The sequence below is a fragment of the Providencia sp. PROV061 genome, from assembly GCF_011045655.1.
Classification (GTDB): Bacteria; Pseudomonadota; Gammaproteobacteria; order Enterobacterales; family Enterobacteriaceae; genus Providencia; species Providencia hangzhouensis.
In genome coordinates this window covers 176,938-195,358 of sequence record NZ_CP042861.1, presented here as the reverse complement: position 1 = coordinate 195,358, position 18,421 = coordinate 176,938, and the positions used below count along the sequence as shown (strand labels likewise).

Below are 18,421 nucleotides of genomic sequence, written 5' to 3'. Positions count from 1 at the left end.
AATGCATAACATATACTTTATGCTTGCATCATAATTAACCGATTTAGTTCTTTCTTTAAAAAAACGATTTAAGTAATAAATAAATTATTAATTAAATTCGCTATTATTTTTCAAATATGCCTCGTTCTCTGATATTTTCTCTAATGCTTTATCAATATCGACTCCCATTTTTACTAATTCTATACGGATTAACCATGATATTATTTGCATAACATCTTCTAATCCTTTTTCATCGATAAAACTATCATTTTTATATGACCGCCATATTTGCCTTGCTAAAACGATATCCCTAATAACTGGAACACCTTGTTGTTCCGCGTATTTAATAATTGCTTTTGCTTGTGCGCCTTTACTTTTAGAGAATAAAAAGGGTAATGGTGCAATATTCGAATCATAATAAATAAGCAATGCAATATGCGTTGGATTTGCCATTACAAATGTTGAATTACGAACATTTGATTTAACCTCTTCAGACAGTAATTCCTGATGCATTCCTCGACGTGCACTTTTGATATGAGGATCACCTTCATTATCTTTGTATTCCTTTTTAACCTCTTGCTTTTCCATTTTTAAGTTTTTAATATACAGAAAGAATTCAGCTATTGCGTCAACCAAGATAATAATAAGAGCAACTGCAAGAAAGACGACAATAAATGTTACGCACAAACTAACCCATTGGCTAATCATCCCATTAATCATTGTTCGGTAGAGCATAAAAATATCTTTACGCCAAACAATAAAAAAGACTAATGTTGATATAATAAAAACAATTAAATACAAAATCGCCTTAATTAACTCTTTCAATGAATTCAATGAAAATATTTTTTTAAACCCTGCAATAGGATTTAACTTAGTAAAATCAAGCTTTATTGCTTCACTGGCCAATCTAAATCGACTTTGTAATAAAGAAATAATTGTACCGGATAAAAAACAAGTAAATAGAACAGGTAAAACAACACTTAAAAATATCGTGAAGAATTGCCAAAGTAGTGCATCAATTTTTATCTCCGTTGGAGATAAAAATATTTTTCGCATTAACCCACCCAGTTCATATAAACTAGATACGCCTTCAATAACAAATGCACTTACGACTAATACAATTGCCGCAACGCTATCTTTACTCTTAAAACTTTGCCCTTTTTTAGCTGAATCTCTAATTTTTTTATCAGTAGGTTTTTCTGTTTTTTCAGCCATATTTATTTACATCCATAAAATCAAGAAGAAAGGAATATGTCTCGCAATGGTGAAATTGAAATCATATTGACTAATATCTCTGGGACCTCATTATGGAAATAAAGTAAAAAGACACAGAAAGCGATGATTGATTTTATTGCTAAAGATAATGAAAATGCATTTAATTGAGGGCAAAAACGGGAATATAGCCCTAAGGCAACCTCTGTAATAAATAATGTCACTAATATTGGGGCAGTTAAAACAACTCCACTGATGACCATTTTATTTAACCATTCCCCCAAAGGAAGGCTATTAAATGACGTAAATCCATGGGCAAAGGGTAATAACTGATAGCTCTGTGCGAATAGATTAGCAAGTTGATACATTCCATTTTGTGCTAAGAATATCATACACGTAATATGGTTTAATAATACAGCAAGCTCCGAAGCTTCGGTTCCACTCGCAGGGTCAACAATACTACTAATCGTCTCGCCACGCTGCGCATCAATTAATTCGCCAACAATATTGGCTATCATAAAAGGCAACGCTAACATCAGTGCTAATACGAGTCCAATCGAAATTTCATAAATAAATACATCAACAAAATTAATTTCATCCCATTGTATTTCATAGGATGAAAAAAAAGGCCATAAACCTAATGCAATATAAGCCACCACACAGTTTTTAATAATCCCACCATTAAGTAATTTGTTACTTAAAAAAGGTAATAAAAACATCACTGGTGCAATTCTCAACCAAGCTAACGCTATTTTTATCAATCCTTCTTGAAAGATAAAATAGAGCGAGGACATCAGCGATAGTATTTCCTGATTCATCCGAATAACCCGATAGCAGGGATAGCAGCGCTTAAGGTTTCTAATGCGAAATTCATTACCTTATCGGATAACCAACCAGAGATCATAAAAAGTGAGCCAAAAACAGCTAATAATTTAATACCAAAAGGTAATGTTTGCTCTTGAAGTTGCGTGACAGTTTGTAGTAACCCTACCAATAATCCTACTGCAGTAGCCACTATTACTGGTATTGCAGATAATATAACGATTAATAGCATCGTTTTATTACTTAAATAAACGATTTGATCCATAGTATCATTCGCTTTAATGCTGTGCTAATTCAATGTATTGCATCACTAACCCCTTAGAAATCAGTGACCAGCCATCAATTGCAACAAATAGAATTAATTTAACTGGAATCGAAATTGTTACTGGGCTCATCATCATCATACCCAGTGCCAATAAAATGCTGGAAATAACTAAATCAACTACAACAAAAGGTAAATAGATATAAAAACCAATTTCAAAAGCTGATTTTATTTCACTTAATGCATAAGCAGGTAATAAAGAAAATAATGTAGCTTCGCCTTCATCAGCAGTCACTTCTTCTTCACTTCGACCTTGTTGTATTGACTCAAAGAACGTCACTAGTTGTGGATCTGAATATTTTTTCAAATACGCTTTATATCCCCCCAGCCCATTTTCAACAAAACTATCGATTGATTCGGCATTACTAAAATCAACCTGTTCTTGTCGCATATGATTATTCACATCCTGTAAAACAGGCATCATAACGAAAATAGAAAGTAACAATGCAATACCATTTAATACCATAGTAGAAGGAACTTGTTGAACGCCCATCGCGTTGCGTACCATAATTAATACAATAGATATTTTTAAATAGCAGGTGCCTGCAGCAATAACAAATGGCAATAATGTCGAGAATGCGATAATCGCTAATAATGGGATCCCATCAGGTATCGTTGGCATATTAAACTCTTTTATCACCCAAACTGACAACATGTGTGATTTCCAAACCTAATTCATCACTATTGCCAATATAAATAAGCTCCCCTTCTGCAATAAGTTGCTTATTAGCATAGACTTTAACTTCACGTTCTTTATTTTCACCAATAGAATAAATATAACCGGGCTCCATTTTTGAAAGCTCATCGACCGTAATATCACTATGACCTAAAACAAAGGTTAATTTAATATTCATTTCTTTTATATTAAAGGGGCGTACAATTTCTTGCATTTCATCTTCTTCAGGAAATACGAATTCCTCTTCACTCTCTGGCGCCACTAATTCTTCAATCATAAGTAGTCCTTCATCTTGCTTTTGAAATCGAGCTAATACCTGTCCTGCCACAGACATATTTAACTGTAATTGTTGGATACTCAGCACATCACGTAATTCTATAGTTTGCAAAAGTTTGGCACTAATATAGCTATACCCTAATATCCAATCCGCTCGCAGTTTTAAATGGTCGAATATCTGATTAGTTCCCTGCTTTTTTTCGAGGCTTTCTATTGGTTCTGCTAATAATACTTCCCCGAGGCTAGCTTCTTTAACAATTAGCCATGGCTGGTAATTAATACGCATATCATCAACTATCTCGACAGATTCACAACGGAAATTCTGGGAGAAAAATGTAATTCCAATATATTCAGAAGCAAACAATTCACATAGCTGGCTGTTTGATAATGAACTCCATGCATAATGAACCAGTTCAGGCCAACGATAATGACACCAACTTTCAACAACAACGAATGCATTTATTTTCTGTGTTTCACTCACTAGTGATAATTGAAAATAACCAATACTGCGGTTAGCTAGCTTTATTTGTGGATTAACTAAATAATATTGCTGCCAAATTTTAAGTTGTTTTTCTTGAGAGCTGATCCGTCGAATCTTCAACATAATTAATCTTCTTCTTGCTGTTGGTCATGCTGCTGTCGGTTTCGATGCTGCTGACGTTCATCTTCACGTCGAATATGCACACTCGTTTCATGAGCCAATAAATGCTTATTCTCATTTAATGCCAATTGAACTTCTGAACTCGCTGTTGAGGCAACGAACTCTCCTTTAGAGGCCAATTCAAACGTCACTGATGGACTACTTTGCCACTGGTTAAAAGTATAAGTGAAACTACGTTCTGCAGTTTTCGGCTGTTGGTTTTCACCTAAAAATGGGGGGGGTTCCACTAGCTCTGGCATTTTGTGCATCTCTGACTTTTGCTGTGTGGCTTGTAGTGGCACAGACACCCGCATAACCTCATTCGCAGTCGTTGCTATCATATTGCTAGGTGGGCTCATATCTTCTGCAGGTGAGATTTGTGCAGAAATTGTCGTCTCTTGCACTTTATCAGGGAGACTATTTGTCTCATTTTCAGATAATAAAATATTTTTATTATCATATAGATAATAAGTTTTCAGTGAGGTAACTGACTGTGTAGGTGGCTCATTTTTTGTAAAAGCAAGTTCAAGCTGCCCAACAACATGATGATGGATGTTCTCTTTAATACCTTGATAGGTGTTCTCTTTAATACCTTGATAGGTGCTCTCTTTAATACCTTGATGGGTGTTCTCTTTAATACCTTGATGGGTGCCCTGTTGGTCATGCAAATGATGGGTAGCTAACTGCATTCCCAGAAGAGAAGGGGGATTTCTTAGTGAGTCATCTTTTGCTGGGTTATTTTTTCGTGGATATGTATTTAACAAAATGGTATCGAGTGAATCAATTTGTCGAATATTAACTGGCTTGGATTGTTCTCCAACTATTTTCCTTTGGATAGCGGGCTCAAGCTCTACTTTGACTGAAGATCTAATATACTGTTTCCCCGTTTTAACCTCTGGTTTCAACTCTTTTGATGTCGGTTCTAAAGTACTCCTAAGCGCCAAATTTGCCAGTGGACTTTCCATATTGAGCTGATTCTTCTCACTTAATTGCGGTTTATTTTCCCCGTATGGAACTGAATTATCGTTAGCTTTTCCCCTTACTCGCTGTGGGATATTCGGTAATGGAAAGCTGGCCATCATAGAGTTGAACAACGGGATCTCATCTTCGTCAGCAATATTTTGTTCAACGTGAATATCCGGACTCTCTGACAGATTATTATCAACGACCGGTTTATTTAGTATATCAACTAGGTCAGCGGCTGGGGTGCTAATAATAAAGTTAGTATTCTCATTATTCTCAATTAATTCAGGGATGGTTTCGACTTTCCCAGTAGTCGTCAAATCAGCCAATAGATTCATATCTGGCTGATTATCCACCATCAATTTATTCGTAATATTGACCTGATGAGTCTTTGGTAAGTTATCCTGAAAATGATGAACAACAGGTATACAACTTTCCGTAAATATATAATTATTTATTAGCGGCTCAATCGCTTTGGCCTTTAATTCTTTATTTTCTCCGGCTATTTGGATACCTTCACCAATATATACATTTTCTTTCCATGTAATAAACCCCTTCGCTAAGTCGCTCAATTGCGATATTTTTTGCATAAAAGGAAGGGATACGGATAGAAAAGCAGATATATCCTTTGGCTGACTTTTATTTTTATGGCCGAATAGATGCATCATATTTTTGTCATTCACTACTTTTGCCATTTTTGGAGTTATATTTTGGTGGCTAAATTCAGTGGTGTTATATGTTGATGATATTGCTTCTCTGTCGATAGCTACACAGGGTACTTTTTCATTTGAGCTCGTTTTTATTGCTGACATGTACGAATAACTCCTCAATTTCATTTTGTTGCTGCAGCTCTGATTTTAACCTTCTGGCTATACGTTGTTGCTTGAGATAATTTCTGAATTTCTCGCATTTATTACGTAATATGAATATTCGTTTAGCAATTTCAGACTGTAGTATTTTATTTTTTGATATTTCGGCTGCTAGAGTTTCTATTTGAAATTCAAGTTGAGCTATTTCCGCTAGAACCGCTGCCTTTAATCGCTGCCTTTCCCAAAAAGCAGTTCGGCTTAATTCTTCTGATTTTTCATAAGATGCAGTTTGTGTTGATAGAACTAAAATACGCTGGCGAATATCCCTGCATTGCTGTTGCTGTTGCTTTATTATTGAATTTAATTGCGATTGTTCTTGTAATGTCCGGTCAAAACGTCTCTCCGTTAAAGCCAGCAAGTTAGAAATCATTAAGATGCCAATTCATTGAGATTGCTTAATATATTGTCGAAACTCATTGGCTCATCCATGGCTTGTTTTAAGAAAGCTTCAATTTGCTCTTTTTTATCTAAAGCTCGATCATTTTCATGGCTTTCACCACGTTGATATTCACCGAGTTCAAGGTAAAGCTGAATTTGTTCAAGCCTTGAGATCATGTCACGTAGATCAATTGCGCACCGGCGATGCTCTGGAGTCGTTACCTTTTGGAATACGCGGCTAATACTGTGTAAGATATCAATCGCTGGGTAATGCCCACGTCCCGCTAATTTGTGGCTTAAATAAATATGACCATCTAGAATGGAGCGAATCTCATCGCCAATCGGGTCAGCTTCTTCTTCACTTTCTAATAACACCGTATAAAAAGCAGTAATCGAGCCATGCTTTAATTGCCCTGGACGCTCCAACAACATAGGAAGCTGTTCAAAAACAGAGGCAGGATAACCGCGTCTAGCCGGCAGTTCTCCGGTAGCTAAAGCCACATCTCGCAATGCTCTCGCATATCGGGTCATGGAATCAACGTACAGCAATACATTACGACCACAGTCACGAAAATATTCAGCAATCGTAGTCGCAAGCAACGCAGCATTACACCGCTCAATCGGTGGGCTGTCTGAAGTTGCATAAATTAATATCGTCTGTGCCGCATGAGGCGACTCTTTCAACTCCTCAATAAATTCAATAACTTCTCGGCCTCGCTCACCAATTAAAGCAACGACATGAATATCCGCATGAGCGTGGTTGATGATCATGTTCATTAATGAAGTTTTACCACTACCTGCGGCGGCAAAAATACCAATACGCTGCCCTAAGCCACATGTTAGTAGGCTATCAATTGCACGTACCCCTGTGACCATCGGCTCAGAAACCGGCCGCCTTTGTGTCACGCTCACCGGAGGGCTATCAATACGTAATAATTTTGTATTGAGCAACATTGGCTCAGCAAGGTCTTCACTCAACGCACCAACTTGTTCTCCTGCCGCATTAAAAATTTTACCCGCTAAATATTCGCCAACTTCAAATACAAATGGGTAGCCACTCGGGCGAATAACCACTTCTCGCGTTAAACCTTGTGTGCGACCTATTAAACTCAATACCGTGAGCCCTTCTTTAAAACCAACAACCTGCGCTTTCGCAATAATGTCGGGCTGCATAAGAGAACGCTCAATAAAACAAATTTCACCAATAAAAACACCGTGTAAAGGCGCTTCTATTAGGCATCCATGAATGCGCGCAGGATGCGCGCAGAAATCAAATAACTTCATAATGAATTACGATAGCTGAGCGCTAAGCTCATTTGCACGCTCAAAGAACTCTTCAAAACTATCTGCAAATAATTGCATATCATTTAACGCTGATTCTTTTAAAACTGCAGAAAGAACATAGGCATTATCCACAAGATTCAATGCCGGTTGCCCCGGATAAAAATTATTTGGCGGGTATTCTAGTAATGATTTCAATAAAGTAGCACTAACTAAATCTAAATGACTGTAATTGCAATCTACTAATTGACACCAAATAATAATATCATCCGTTGATAAATCGATATTAATCGCAGAGAACTCATTCATTTCTAATTGGACATTAGAGTGGCAATCCAGCTGAGAGTTAACTAGGTCACTACGTCCCATAGAATTTAAATACTCATTTAACACTTCTATAAATCTATATTTCATTGATACTCCTCATATTTTAAATATATTTTAATCATCCAATATTTTTAGTTATATTGAATTCAGTCGCTTTATTTGTTAATAAAGCCAATTTTTGACTATATGGTTTTAACTACATTAACCTTCACCATTTCATAAACTTCATTAAAAGAAAGCACTTCTAATTCTGGGAAGCGGCCTTCTAAGATTTTTTTGACAAAACGACGAATATCAACCGGTACTAAAACATTCACATCCCTAACTGACAAATAACTATTTTCTAAAGCAAGTTCTGCAGCCTGTATCAACTCATTGGTTTTTTCAGGTTCAAGATGTAAGTACACTCCACCGGAAGCCTGCCTAATCCCTTGACGTATCGTGTCTTCTAGCCCTGAGTTAATCATGAGGACATTCAAACGCCCATCCACAGAGAAACAGGATGAAATATAACGTGCCATTGAACTTCTGACGTGCTCAACTAACATTAAACTATCTTTTTCTTTTGGCACCCACTGCACTAAGGTTTCAATAATCAATTTCATATTACGAACTGAAATCTTTTCCATTAATAAACGTTGAAAAACTTCAGTGACTTTTTGTACTGTCGTATGTCTATAACACTCTTTTAATAATTCAGGGTATTTTCTTTCAAGATCATCGAGTAAGTTTTTCGTTTCTTGAATACCAAAAAATTCATTAATAAATCGCAGTAATAAGGTGCTGGCACAATCAATCGCTTCTGTTACATCATCACGAACCATTAAACCGAGTTGTTCAATACTAGATAAGTCATTTTTCTCAAACCACGTGCTCACTGAGCCATATTCATCCGTAAACTTTATTAATTCCATACCTAAATATTCAGGTTCATCATTAACAGTCAGTAAGCGATACCCATGAAAATAGATATCATATTCTCCTGCTTTAATTTCATTAATGAGTATCACCATTTTATTTTCAGGAATAATCGGTGAGTAGTTGACAGCAATATCTGGGATCCTATATCCGTATCGAATAAAAATATCTTTTTTCATTCTAGACAAAAATCTATTATCTTCTAAATGTTCTTTATATTTTTGGTTAACAGATATGATAATCGGTAATGTTTCTGGAATATATTCTTCTTCAATATCACTGATTTCTCTTTGTGTTTCACCTTCCGTTACATCTGAATTAATCGTTTCTGCTTCACCTTTAACTATTTTTTGCTTGTTTTTTTGTTTTTTAAAATATCGGAAAGCAAATAGTCCAATAAGAAGCCCTGATAACAGTAAAAATATAATCGTTGGAAAACCAGGTAAAAAACCCATTGAAAGTACAACTAATGCTGTAATTAAAATCGTAAAGTCATTTGCAAATAACTCCGAAACAATGTTTTCACCTAAGTTTTTATCATTACCGCCTACTCGAGTGACAATAAAACCCGCACTGATAGAAATGAGTAGTGCAGGGATTTGAGCAACTAAACCATCACCAATCGTTAATAAAGAAAACGTATTTAATGCAGTTGAAACATCCATTCCCTGTTGAGCTGTGCCAACAGATATTCCGCCAATTAAGTTAACAAAAATGATGACAATACCCGCTATCGCATCCCCTTTAATAAATTTCATCGCGCCATCAAAAGACCCAAATAATTGGCTCTCTTTTTCAAGGTCGCCACGCTTCTCTTTAACTGTCGCCTCATCAATCACACCTGCACGTAGATCAGCATCGATACTCATTTGTTTGCCCGGCATCGCATCAAGGGAAAAGCGTGCAGCCACTTCAGCAATACGTTCAGAACCTTTAGTGATAACAATAAACTGTACAATGGTAACTATCGCAAATACCACCATACCAACAACTAAGTTATCTTGAATAACAAATTCACCAAACGTTGCGATAATATCCCCTGCATCTGCTTCTAATAAAATTAGACGACTAGTACTAATTGATAAAGCAAGTCGAAATAACGTACTAATTAGCAAGATAGATGGAAATGACTGAAAATTAAGTACCCGAGTAATATAAAAAGAACTCATAAAAATAAGTACTGAGATCATAATATTTAAGCCGATCAATAAATCGACCAATATTGTGGGTAATGGAATAATCAACATCGCAATAACCATAACCATGATAACTAATACCATTAGCTCTGGGCGATTACGGATTTGTAATAAAAATCCGGTTATATTTTTCATGAAATTACTTTTCCTATCAAACTACGAATGTCGGTGTAAAAACGGCTCTTTCACCATAACTTGGTCCATGAGTTTCTTTAATTGATCAATGAGTTCCTCTCGTGCTTCCAATGAAGGAAATACAGCAACTGGAATGATAGAAAACGCCAATAAGAGTAATTGTAAAAATTGGCCTCGAATATCGGAGCTCATTATGTTCAATATGTTATTAATAAAAGTGATGACCACTTCTTCAAAGCCAACGTGATTACGTATCCCTCGGGTAAATAATTGGCTTAACTCTTTTTCAAGCTTTGATTGATTTGATTTTCCATTGTGGCGAAAAAACCCGGATTGAAAGAATTGCTGACAAAATACATAGTCTAATGATTGCAATTCTCGGAGCCGGCCAACACGGCTAAAAAAACTACCGAACGCAGTGATATTTAGATCGCCTAATGGCAACGCCTGTAAATCACAAGCAAGCGCCCGACCAAGATAACGCATCATATTTTCACGCTCTTGGATTTCCATTTCCTCAACCCATTGCTCATATAAATAAACAATCGGCCCGTCATAACTAATAAATTCACGATATAATGTACGTAAATTCCCAGCACTGAAATGTAATTTTTTTGCAAATGCCTTTGCAATGAGTGCAACATTAATGCCTGCTTGAGCGCTCCGTTCAGTGTCTTCTGCTTGCAGTAATTCCGCTAAAGCTTCAAGGTTATCAATTTGTTCTTTTTTTAATTTTTTTCGATTAAGTAATGCTGCAAGAAGCATTAATAAGTCACTAGGATCAGTAAAAAATTGCAATAAAAATTCTCGTAACTGTTTCGGGGTCATTAACTGCTTATTAAGTAACCCTTCTATATGTAACACTTTGTCATCCGCATCTTTATCTAAAATGCGTTCAGAAAATTGCAACCAGTCTTCTTCGCTGCCCTTTTTAGAACTTCCTCGGCGCACATGACTTGCCGCTAGCATCGACATCGATGCATATTCACTAGAGCTATCAATGACACCTGCGCCACGAGCAACTTCATCGGAGTCGTCACTACTGCTACTCACTGGTGCACGACTTTTGTTTTGAGTATTAACCGAAAAGCGGGTATTAAAGCTCAGTGGTGTTATTGCCATGACTCACTCATGTATTGTTGAAGAAATTGAACCGTACCGTGTAACTGACTGTCATGGTTGGTAATCCGCGTTTTTTCGGAAAATTGTCGCCCATCCCAACCTTCATTTTCATCCAATAAACGCGGTTGGATTAAAAATAAACGCACCATCTTTTGCTGATTCGTAGATGAATGGCTAAATAACCCTCCCACATAAGGAAGATCGCCTAAAAAAGGAATTTTGCTTTCATTTTCAACATATTGTTCACGCGTATAACCACCAATAAGTAAACTACTGTCTTTTGCAATACGCGCAACGGTGTTAATACTGGTTCGATTAACGGCTGGTAGCCCTTCTACGCTGGATGTTTTACCCATGCTATCGCGGTTTTCTGCACCATCTTCAATATTGACTTCCATTTCAACGTTATTACCTGCGGAAATACGCGGCATCACACTCACCATGGTGCCATATGTGACTTGCTCAAGAGTCGCAATACGTTCACCTTGTAATTTGGCGTAAAAACTAGTGTTGTTATCAAATAAAGCAGGAATGTTTTCTTGGGTTAATAGCACTGGCCGAGAAACTATGTGCCCATTACCCGTCTTATTCAATGCATCAATCTGTAATAGAAATTGCTGGCTGTTCGATAATGTACTGCGATTAAAAGATACTGAGCCCGTTCCCGTATTAAATGTGCCAACTTCCCAATTGACACCTAAATTATCTAATTCAGAACGAGTAATATCGATAATCCATAATGACAGCTCCACTTGGCGACGACGCATATCCAATGTATTCACAAGTTGACGAACATAACGAATTTGCTCTTGGCTGCCTTTAACAATCAAACTATTACTGTCAGGATGCGCCACTAGAGAAAAAGCACTGTTAGAAGGCTTTCTTGTTACCAACTGGGGCTTATTCGTAGAAGATGATGAGTCCCCAATTGGTGCATCCATTAATTCATCGATTGAATCTCCTGTTGAGTTAATCGCTACAGATGGAGGCTGAATAATTAATGTTTCATCGCTTGTAGCACCGTTTTGAAATAAGTTATTAATGACATTCAGCAAACCAGGGATTGTGATATTTTGTCCGCGTAATGAATAACTTCTATCTGTTACTGAGGCATGTTTTAACGGAATAACCGCAACTTCACCGCTGGATAATTCCTCTTTCCTAATTTGCTCTGCAAGGTATAAAGAAGCCGCTTTAATTAATTCAATATATAGAGGCGGGCCAGAGACAAATAATAGTCTTTCCCCCTCTTGTGAACGTACCGGGAAACGTGAATCATAGATGCCATTTCGTTGAATATAATTAAGCAACTGGTTACTACTGACGTTATTCGTTGGAATAATTGCGCTGCGCATTTCACTATTATCATAAACATAGATACTTGCGCCATCGTCATACCACACTAGTGCAATTCGCCGAGCTAATGCTTTAAACATTTCATCTGCATTAGCCAAATTAAAATTACCGGTTACTTTTTTTTGAGCAGCTAATTTACTGAGAATAATTGGTTTATTTAGACGCTCTGCGACCGCATCAAACACCTTACCCACTGCAATATTATTTGCAACGAATGTATCGTGGTTTTTTGACTGCGTAACGGGCTCTGCAACAATAATTTCTGCTTGCGCCGAATAAAAACTCATACTCAGTAAAAAGAGTGTCAACCCAAACACTCGATTTTTTTTACTGCTCATATAGTGTTGCTCCAATATGCCTAATTTCTGATGGCGTTAGGCCTAACTCTTTTTTAATATCATTAGTAAAATGAGATGCTGAACAATAACCCGCTTCCAGACCTACATCTAATATTGAATCATCACTTTCAATTAGCTGTAGAATGGCATTAGCCATACGCACACTCATAATTTTTCGTTTTGCCGTTTTATTAAAGTTTTCTCGATAAAGCTGCCTAAAATAAGAAGCTGATATACCATAACGTGCACATAGCTGATTAATATTGGCATTCTTATCATCTTGAGCGGAAGTAAGAATAAATCGCATCATACCGTAGGCTTCATATCGCCTTAATATTTCACACCAACTATCAAATATAGGATGATTTCTAATGATTAAATCAATCACTACATTTTTAATCGAAACGGTTGGTGGAAACTCTTCAGGTAATACAATAAATTCGTCTTGACTCTTTTCATCAACCTTTAGTTTCTCTTTTTTAGCGAGAAATGCTTGCCTTGTCGCGGTGTCAATAACTGCTAAAATTTCAACTAATTCTGATAAATCCATTGAATATAAATTCCAGTTTGATTTATCTATCAACTCCCATTCATTTTCCTGGCAAATAAATATAGCCTGAATTTCTATCGAAATATTTAAATTTGAATATAGAGATCTATAAGAAAAAGGCGTTGCATTCTTATTAGGTATAGCCAAGACCAATTTATCCTGCAAAGAAAAGCAACAGCCCCTACTTTCTAATAATATAGCAATATCTTTTTTTGACATGATATAAGCCTTATTAAAGTAACTTGGTGTATACAGAATGAGCGATAGATGAAAAATCCTCAAGGGAATACTCTGGAATCCTTCACACTTTCCATTCCAAATTAAAAGTAAAAATGAATAAGAACAATTCAACTGACAGAAAAAATATTTCTTGTTTTACTTGCTGCCAATAACGAGACCCAATAAATACATAACTAAAATGAAATTAATTCCATGAGATTATTTTTATGAGTAACACAAATAGCCAAACATGCATAATAAAAATTGCTAGTGGTCCTATGACCAGCCAAGAGTTAATGGTTAATACAGATAATAATCTTATTATCATTAGTAACGGCTTAGATTACAAAACTGACATCAATGATGATGGGTTTACAACTTACCAGATCCCTAGTAATGGTATTGCATGTGAGTTTTCAATTGTTACGGCAAGTCAATCAACTGAAAGTGGTTTGGCAATTCGACTAAATGATAGTGGACTAAGTACTGAAATTCCTATCGTTCTTCAGCAATTGCTTTTGGCTGATATATTTCCTATCGCAATAAAAATGCAAGATACTGATTGGCAAAGCGCCCAAACGTTTGAAGACGCATTGAGCTCGGAAATGGAAAACCCGTTACCTGCCTTTAAAGCTAAAATAAAAAAGTCAACCAAGGAAAAACCAAGTATTTTTAATAAACAAACTATGCTGGTCTTTTTCTTTACTTTATTTTCAATATTTATTACTTACGTTACTTTCCAGTATATTCCAGAACAAAGTGCTGACAAAAAAGTAAAAACACTAGAGCGCATACTTCAAGGCAACCACGACCCTATTACTGTAACTCAAAGTGCAAATGACGAAAGCCTCATTTTAGTTAAAACCCAAAGAGATGCCGACTGGAGTATGCAACGCCTAGTCAAAGCTAAATATAATGAAAAGTTTTCAATTAAAATAATAAATAAACTCGAAAATGAAATTGAAAATAAGATTATTGACGTATTTCCAGATACATTAAAGATAGAGCTTAGTAATCCATGTAACCCAAAAATAACAGCGATAGATGACAAAACATCCATTAATGTAAACAATAAAATAGACAAAATATTATCTAGCTATTTCAGTTGTTATATTAAGAGTGATATAAAACAGGTTAACCTTGGTGAATTATTACAAAAAGCAGAGTTAGGATTAACAGAAAGTAATGTTCAATGGCGTAAAATCACTAAAGATAATAAAGTCATATTTATAATAAAAGACAGCTTAAATGACGACCAGACGGCTTCACTAATTAATTTCACAAATTTATTTTACAAAAAATGGGGAGAAAATCACATTCAATTTTCTATTTCCCTTGCAAATAACAAGCTCGAAGGAAAATCATTTGTCACCAATGCAAATGGTTATATTCTATTAGGTAATAACCATTGGTTTTTTAATTCAATCAGTTTTTAACTTAAAAAATTTAATTAATATGATTTTAAAAATAAAGAGGAAATAAAATGTCAGATGTAATTCTAGGTTTAGATACTAGTGGCCGTTGGGGCAGCTCTAAATTAGAAACCGAGGGAACAGGTCAAAATAATCTGGGTATGATCTATCGTACCTCGGCAAGTATTAGTGCTAAAGCTACAAAATTTGGCGATGAATTAAACACCTTACTTGCTAGCACCAATTTAGAAGTCGATAACCCACTAGTGTTGGCAAAAATCACCGCTATGAGTGGTAACTATAATATGGCACGCCAATTGCAGAGTAATTTTATGAAATCCATTAAAGATACTGACCAAGCCATTATTCGTAACGTTTAATTTTAAAGAGCATTATTAATTATAATGCTCTATTTTATTTAGGATAATTATTTATGTTAGCTATTACACCACATTTACTACTCACTGCCCCAACAGAGACCACATCAGTTCTCTCACCATCTCTTCCGATTGAAGACAAGGTCAAAAAGCTATTTGCTGAATACACAGCAACCGTCAGTCAAGAACGGAAAGCCTTAACTGAGAATGTCAATAATATTGACCCAAGTAACCCAACCCAACTACTGCAATTTCAAAATCGTGTCGGCAATTATAGCCTGACAATGAATATGATTAGCACATTGACACATAAAAGCGTCTCTGCAATTGATGCCGTCTTAAAAGCACAGTAAACCATGAATATTTTAAAGAAGTTTATCTTGATTGGATTTATTAGCTTCTTAGCGGGCTGTGATAACCAATTATTACTCAGTCAGTTAAGCCAAAGGCAAAGTAATGAAGTGTTGGCCATACTGCAAGAGCATGGTGTTGAGGCTACGCGTAAACAAGATAATAAAAACGGGGATTCCATTCGTGTTCAACCTAGTGATTTTGTTATCGCGGTAGATTTATTGCGCCAATATAACTTACCATCAAAAGAGCCAATAGAAATTATTCAAGCATTTCCTGGAGATTCTTTGGTGGCATCACCACAAGCAGAACGTACCCGTTTACTTTCTTTAATCGAACAACGGCTTGAACAATCACTGCTCACCATCCCCGACATTATTAATGCTCGAGTGCATGTCAGCTACCCATTAAATGGCAATAATCCGACCAAGCAAATACAAAATGTGTCTAGCTTAGTTACTTATTCCGGAAGTGAAGATCCTCAGATGATGATGCATAAAATTAAACTGTTTCTAACGAACAGTTTTGCTGAAGCAAATTACGATAATGTCTCAGTCGTCGTCGTCAACCGGCCACCATTACAATACCAAATTAAATCTGAACCAGAAAATACATTCAATCCAATTATAATCAGCTCAATTATCGCAGCAATTATCATTCTATTTACTATTTTACTATTACTGTGGCGCCAGCTAAGTAACAAAAAATCAGCAACTCATCTGATGGAGAAACCTGTTGATGGCAACGCTGACTAACCTACTAATTGAACAAGGAAATATTTTACTCGCGCCAGGTTGCTATTTCCATAGTGAATTTAATGGGGTCGGATATAACGACTTTCCACCTTTACTGCAACGTAAACACAATCAGCAATTGATTCATCAATACTCATTGCCTTTACCCAATGAGAAAACTCCCTTATTGCCAAAAGTATTATCTGAACATTGGGCTTTACTACCGGAGGTAGCGTTAGGCTTAGGGGTTCTGCTACACGCCGAACCACTCCCTTGGTGGGTTGAACTTTCCAAATACCGTGTATTACATACACGCTTAAGCCGCTCACTTTGGCAGTCGGAAAATCAACCCACGACGTCACCACAGGTACTAACTGCCCTTGGAGCACAACAGTTATTAATGTGTTTAGCTCCCTTTGGCACCACTTACACCCTTCGGGCAAAATATATGTTCAGTCTTGAAACTCAGCAACTTATACCGTCATCCGTAAAAACGATGCTACCTTGGAATACTATTGAAGAAACATGTCGATATGTCAGAGAAAACACCCCCAAATGTTAAACAGACGATGTCTGAAAAAGTTTTGATCAAATACCAAGCATTGAGTGCCGATAGATACCACACAATTATCACTCAACATGCTCAAAAAAAGGCGAGTGAGCTATACAAACAAGCAAAACAACAGCAAGAAGCTATCTACCAAACCGCTTATCAACAAGGCTATAACGATGGAATTAAACAATTATTAACTGATTTTATTCATGCGGTAGAAACCAGTGAAATTCAATACCAAGAAAATATCAGTCAAAGCAAAGAACAGCTGATGAAAATATTGAATGATATTTTTGGTGATAACCATCTACAAGAGACGGTTGCAACCTATTTTGAGAGGCAATGTGCAAAAACAACCAATACAACATTACACTTACCTGAAAAAATGCAAACTCGTATTACGATAGGTGGTTCTGATATGAAGTTTTCAACCACGGCTGATAATACAATTGCCTTAGAAGTCGATAATAGAATCACCTACTTTTCCCCTATCATTGCCTCTAAAAATATTTTTCCTCATGTATTTTCTGTTCCGACACAATGCCAAATTTTAAAAATGCATAAAAATGCCTATCAAAACTTGATAACAACAATAAATTCAATACCGGAAGAACACAAATATGCAGACTAATCTACAAACTAAGGTTATCAATCCTCAATATAACGGTTCTCAAATTCATGCAGAAAATATTCAAAGTAAAATGACCTCAATATGGCAGGAGAAAAATATGGAGACCACAAATAAGTATCAATACAGCGAAAAAATAGATTTATCCCCTATAGAAAAAAATAAAGTTAACAACTTTATTGATGAGCTTAAATCAAAGGGAGATGACAAAATATTCTTCTCTCATGTATTTAAAACTATGATTGCATTGGGTAAAGATGAAAAACAAAACTTTATCGCCGGTGTTAGCCAAGCATTACAATCATCGAATGACCCAGAGCTAGTATCACTAAATAAAAAATTTAATCGTTCACTCAACCATTATATGTCTATCAGTTTGATGAGCGCCCCTCTTAGCAACCAACTTCGTCATAATATGACTAATATTAATTTAGAGGGTAGCGACGATGAGGATGATGAACTAGTAATTTAGCATTAATTTCCTCTATTACCCTCATCTTGAATTTATTATCTATCGACTAATATTTATAGGTTTAGTGTATTTTTTTAATACCCTAAGCCTATTTATTTATAAAAATATAAAAAACATAAAAAATTTAAATAAAAATTGATATATACAACCTCTGAATATCGTTTAAATTCACTTTATCAAAACACATTAGTTCAATATCAAAAAGCGATTTTATTTTTTATAACATCTTATCTAGTCTCGTTTTTTGTATTGAAATATATTCATAAATGATCAGGACAGATATAAATTATGACCGATTTACCTACAGTACAAAAC

General features: G+C 35.9%; 20 protein-coding genes. 7 read left to right on the top strand and 13 right to left on the bottom strand.

Annotation, left to right across the window (positions count from 1 at the left end):
* Positions 1-87: 87 nt before the first annotated feature.
* The 13 genes from FVA72_RS00915 to FVA72_RS00855 all read right to left on the bottom strand — a co-directional run bounded on the left by FVA72_RS00915 (position 88) and on the right by FVA72_RS00855 (position 13,579).
* Complete coding sequence (locus FVA72_RS00915; protein WP_110592717.1) at positions 88-1,194, bottom strand: EscU/YscU/HrcU family type III secretion system export apparatus switch protein; 1,107 nt, start codon at positions 1,192-1,194, stop codon at positions 88-90.
* Between the two features lie 20 nt (positions 1,195-1,214).
* On the bottom strand, positions 1,215-2,009 hold the full coding sequence (gene sctT / locus FVA72_RS00910) for a type III secretion system export apparatus subunit SctT (RefSeq protein ID WP_110592718.1): 795 nt from the start codon (positions 2,007-2,009) through the stop codon (positions 1,215-1,217).
* Positions 2,006-2,278, bottom strand: coding sequence for a type III secretion system export apparatus subunit SctS (gene sctS / locus FVA72_RS00905; RefSeq protein ID WP_004262998.1), 273 nt, complete (start codon positions 2,276-2,278; stop codon positions 2,006-2,008). The genes sctT and sctS overlap by 4 nt, the downstream gene beginning before the upstream one ends.
* A gap of 13 nt (positions 2,279-2,291) precedes the next feature.
* Positions 2,292-2,948 carry an EscR/YscR/HrcR family type III secretion system export apparatus protein gene (locus FVA72_RS00900; protein ID WP_172412213.1) on the bottom strand — a complete coding sequence of 219 codons (657 nt, stop codon included), beginning with the start codon at positions 2,946-2,948 and terminating at the stop codon, positions 2,292-2,294.
* A gap of 10 nt (positions 2,949-2,958) precedes the next feature.
* Positions 2,959-3,891, bottom strand: coding sequence for a FliM/FliN family flagellar motor switch protein (locus tag FVA72_RS00895; protein WP_110592719.1), 933 nt, complete (start codon positions 3,889-3,891; stop codon positions 2,959-2,961).
* 2 nt (positions 3,892-3,893) lie between these two features.
* Positions 3,894-5,702, bottom strand: coding sequence for a SpaN/EivJ family type III secretion system needle length determinant (locus FVA72_RS00890; protein ID WP_110592720.1), 1,809 nt, complete (start codon positions 5,700-5,702; stop codon positions 3,894-3,896).
* Entirely contained in the window at positions 5,674-6,129 is a 456-nt protein-coding gene (locus FVA72_RS00885; RefSeq protein WP_047756416.1) for a hypothetical protein, read from the bottom strand. The genes FVA72_RS00890 and FVA72_RS00885 overlap by 29 nt, the downstream gene beginning before the upstream one ends.
* Positions 6,129-7,421: a type III secretion system ATPase SctN gene (gene sctN, locus FVA72_RS00880; RefSeq protein WP_110592721.1), complete on the bottom strand. Its 1,293-nt coding sequence runs from the start codon at positions 7,419-7,421 to the stop codon at positions 6,129-6,131. The genes FVA72_RS00885 and sctN overlap by 1 nt, the downstream gene beginning before the upstream one ends.
* Before the next feature lie 6 nt (positions 7,422-7,427).
* Positions 7,428-7,832, bottom strand: a complete 405-nt coding sequence (locus FVA72_RS00875) for a type III secretion system protein (protein WP_110592722.1) — start codon at positions 7,830-7,832, stop codon at positions 7,428-7,430.
* 95 nt (positions 7,833-7,927) lie between these two features.
* The gene (locus FVA72_RS00870; RefSeq protein WP_110592723.1) at positions 7,928-9,994 is read right to left on the bottom strand and encodes an EscV/YscV/HrcV family type III secretion system export apparatus protein; all 2,067 of its coding nucleotides are present in this window, start codon (positions 9,992-9,994) and stop codon (positions 7,928-7,930) included.
* Between the two features lie 21 nt (positions 9,995-10,015).
* Complete coding sequence (gene sctW, locus FVA72_RS00865; RefSeq protein ID WP_110592724.1) at positions 10,016-11,116, bottom strand: type III secretion system gatekeeper subunit SctW; 1,101 nt, start codon at positions 11,114-11,116, stop codon at positions 10,016-10,018.
* Positions 11,107-12,810, bottom strand: coding sequence for a type III secretion system outer membrane ring subunit SctC (gene sctC / locus FVA72_RS00860; protein WP_110592725.1), 1,704 nt, complete (start codon positions 12,808-12,810; stop codon positions 11,107-11,109). The genes sctW and sctC overlap by 10 nt, the downstream gene beginning before the upstream one ends.
* The gene (locus tag FVA72_RS00855; RefSeq protein WP_112308009.1) at positions 12,800-13,579 is read right to left on the bottom strand and encodes a helix-turn-helix domain-containing protein; all 780 of its coding nucleotides are present in this window, start codon (positions 13,577-13,579) and stop codon (positions 12,800-12,802) included. The genes sctC and FVA72_RS00855 overlap by 11 nt, the downstream gene beginning before the upstream one ends.
* A gap of 227 nt (positions 13,580-13,806) precedes the next feature.
* Here FVA72_RS00855 and FVA72_RS00850 point away from each other — a divergent pair, with 227 nt between their 5' ends.
* The 7 genes from FVA72_RS00850 to FVA72_RS00820 are packed head-to-tail and all read left to right on the top strand — an operon-like array spanning position 13,807 to position 18,106.
* A complete protein-coding gene (locus tag FVA72_RS00850) occupies positions 13,807-15,015 on the top strand; it encodes a PrgH/EprH family type III secretion apparatus protein (protein ID WP_110592726.1) in 1,209 nt (402 codons plus the stop codon).
* Positions 15,016-15,062: 47 nt separating this feature from the next.
* Positions 15,063-15,371, top strand: coding sequence for an EscF/YscF/HrpA family type III secretion system needle major subunit (locus tag FVA72_RS00845; protein ID WP_110592727.1), 309 nt, complete (start codon positions 15,063-15,065; stop codon positions 15,369-15,371).
* A 53-nt stretch (positions 15,372-15,424) separates the two neighbouring features.
* Positions 15,425-15,721, top strand: coding sequence for a type III secretion system inner rod subunit SctI (gene sctI / locus FVA72_RS00840; RefSeq protein WP_004263051.1), 297 nt, complete (start codon positions 15,425-15,427; stop codon positions 15,719-15,721).
* A 3-nt stretch (positions 15,722-15,724) separates the two neighbouring features.
* Positions 15,725-16,474 (top strand): type III secretion system inner membrane ring lipoprotein SctJ, encoded by a 750-nt coding sequence (gene sctJ / locus FVA72_RS00835; RefSeq protein ID WP_094960872.1) that lies wholly within the window; start codon positions 15,725-15,727, stop codon positions 16,472-16,474.
* Complete coding sequence (locus FVA72_RS00830) at positions 16,458-17,015, top strand: hypothetical protein (RefSeq protein WP_110592728.1); 558 nt, start codon at positions 16,458-16,460, stop codon at positions 17,013-17,015. Before sctJ ends, FVA72_RS00830 begins: the two co-directional genes overlap by 17 nt.
* On the top strand, positions 16,987-17,637 hold the full coding sequence (locus tag FVA72_RS00825; protein ID WP_110592729.1) for a hypothetical protein: 651 nt from the start codon (positions 16,987-16,989) through the stop codon (positions 17,635-17,637). Before FVA72_RS00830 ends, FVA72_RS00825 begins: the two co-directional genes overlap by 29 nt.
* Positions 17,627-18,106 carry a hypothetical protein gene (locus FVA72_RS00820; protein WP_110592730.1) on the top strand — a complete coding sequence of 160 codons (480 nt, stop codon included), beginning with the start codon at positions 17,627-17,629 and terminating at the stop codon, positions 18,104-18,106. The genes FVA72_RS00825 and FVA72_RS00820 overlap by 11 nt, the downstream gene beginning before the upstream one ends.
* Positions 18,107-18,421 lie beyond the last annotated feature (315 nt).

What these genes read in the sequence shown, in the direction of transcription:
- sctW (WP_110592724.1), bottom strand. Translation starts at nt 11,116, where the DNA reads ATGGCAATAACACCACTGAGCTTTAATACCCGCTTTTCGGTTAATACT.
- FVA72_RS00850 (WP_110592726.1), top strand. Translation starts at nt 13,807, where the DNA reads ATGAGTAACACAAATAGCCAAACATGCATAATAAAAATTGCTAGTGGT.
- FVA72_RS00875 (WP_110592722.1), bottom strand. Translation starts at nt 7,832, where the DNA reads ATGAAATATAGATTTATAGAAGTGTTAAATGAGTATTTAAATTCTATG.
- FVA72_RS00870 (WP_110592723.1), bottom strand. Translation starts at nt 9,994, where the DNA reads ATGAAAAATATAACCGGATTTTTATTACAAATCCGTAATCGCCCAGAG.
- FVA72_RS00855 (WP_112308009.1), bottom strand. Translation starts at nt 13,579, where the DNA reads ATGTCAAAAAAAGATATTGCTATATTATTAGAAAGTAGGGGCTGTTGC.
- sctT (WP_110592718.1), bottom strand. Translation starts at nt 2,009, where the DNA reads ATGAATCAGGAAATACTATCGCTGATGTCCTCGCTCTATTTTATCTTT.
- sctN (WP_110592721.1), bottom strand. Translation starts at nt 7,421, where the DNA reads ATGAAGTTATTTGATTTCTGCGCGCATCCTGCGCGCATTCATGGATGC.
- sctI (WP_004263051.1), top strand. Translation starts at nt 15,425, where the DNA reads ATGTTAGCTATTACACCACATTTACTACTCACTGCCCCAACAGAGACC.
- sctJ (WP_094960872.1), top strand. Translation starts at nt 15,725, where the DNA reads ATGAATATTTTAAAGAAGTTTATCTTGATTGGATTTATTAGCTTCTTA.
- FVA72_RS00830 (WP_110592728.1), top strand. Translation starts at nt 16,458, where the DNA reads ATGGCAACGCTGACTAACCTACTAATTGAACAAGGAAATATTTTACTC.
- FVA72_RS00885 (WP_047756416.1), bottom strand. Translation starts at nt 6,129, where the DNA reads ATGATTTCTAACTTGCTGGCTTTAACGGAGAGACGTTTTGACCGGACA.
- FVA72_RS00820 (WP_110592730.1), top strand. Translation starts at nt 17,627, where the DNA reads ATGCAGACTAATCTACAAACTAAGGTTATCAATCCTCAATATAACGGT.
- sctS (WP_004262998.1), bottom strand. Translation starts at nt 2,278, where the DNA reads ATGGATCAAATCGTTTATTTAAGTAATAAAACGATGCTATTAATCGTT.
- FVA72_RS00915 (WP_110592717.1), bottom strand. Translation starts at nt 1,194, where the DNA reads ATGGCTGAAAAAACAGAAAAACCTACTGATAAAAAAATTAGAGATTCA.
- FVA72_RS00825 (WP_110592729.1), top strand. Translation starts at nt 16,987, where the DNA reads ATGTCAGAGAAAACACCCCCAAATGTTAAACAGACGATGTCTGAAAAA.
- FVA72_RS00895 (WP_110592719.1), bottom strand. Translation starts at nt 3,891, where the DNA reads ATGTTGAAGATTCGACGGATCAGCTCTCAAGAAAAACAACTTAAAATT.
- sctC (WP_110592725.1), bottom strand. Translation starts at nt 12,810, where the DNA reads ATGAGCAGTAAAAAAAATCGAGTGTTTGGGTTGACACTCTTTTTACTG.
- FVA72_RS00890 (WP_110592720.1), bottom strand. Translation starts at nt 5,702, where the DNA reads ATGTCAGCAATAAAAACGAGCTCAAATGAAAAAGTACCCTGTGTAGCT.
- FVA72_RS00845 (WP_110592727.1), top strand. Translation starts at nt 15,063, where the DNA reads ATGTCAGATGTAATTCTAGGTTTAGATACTAGTGGCCGTTGGGGCAGC.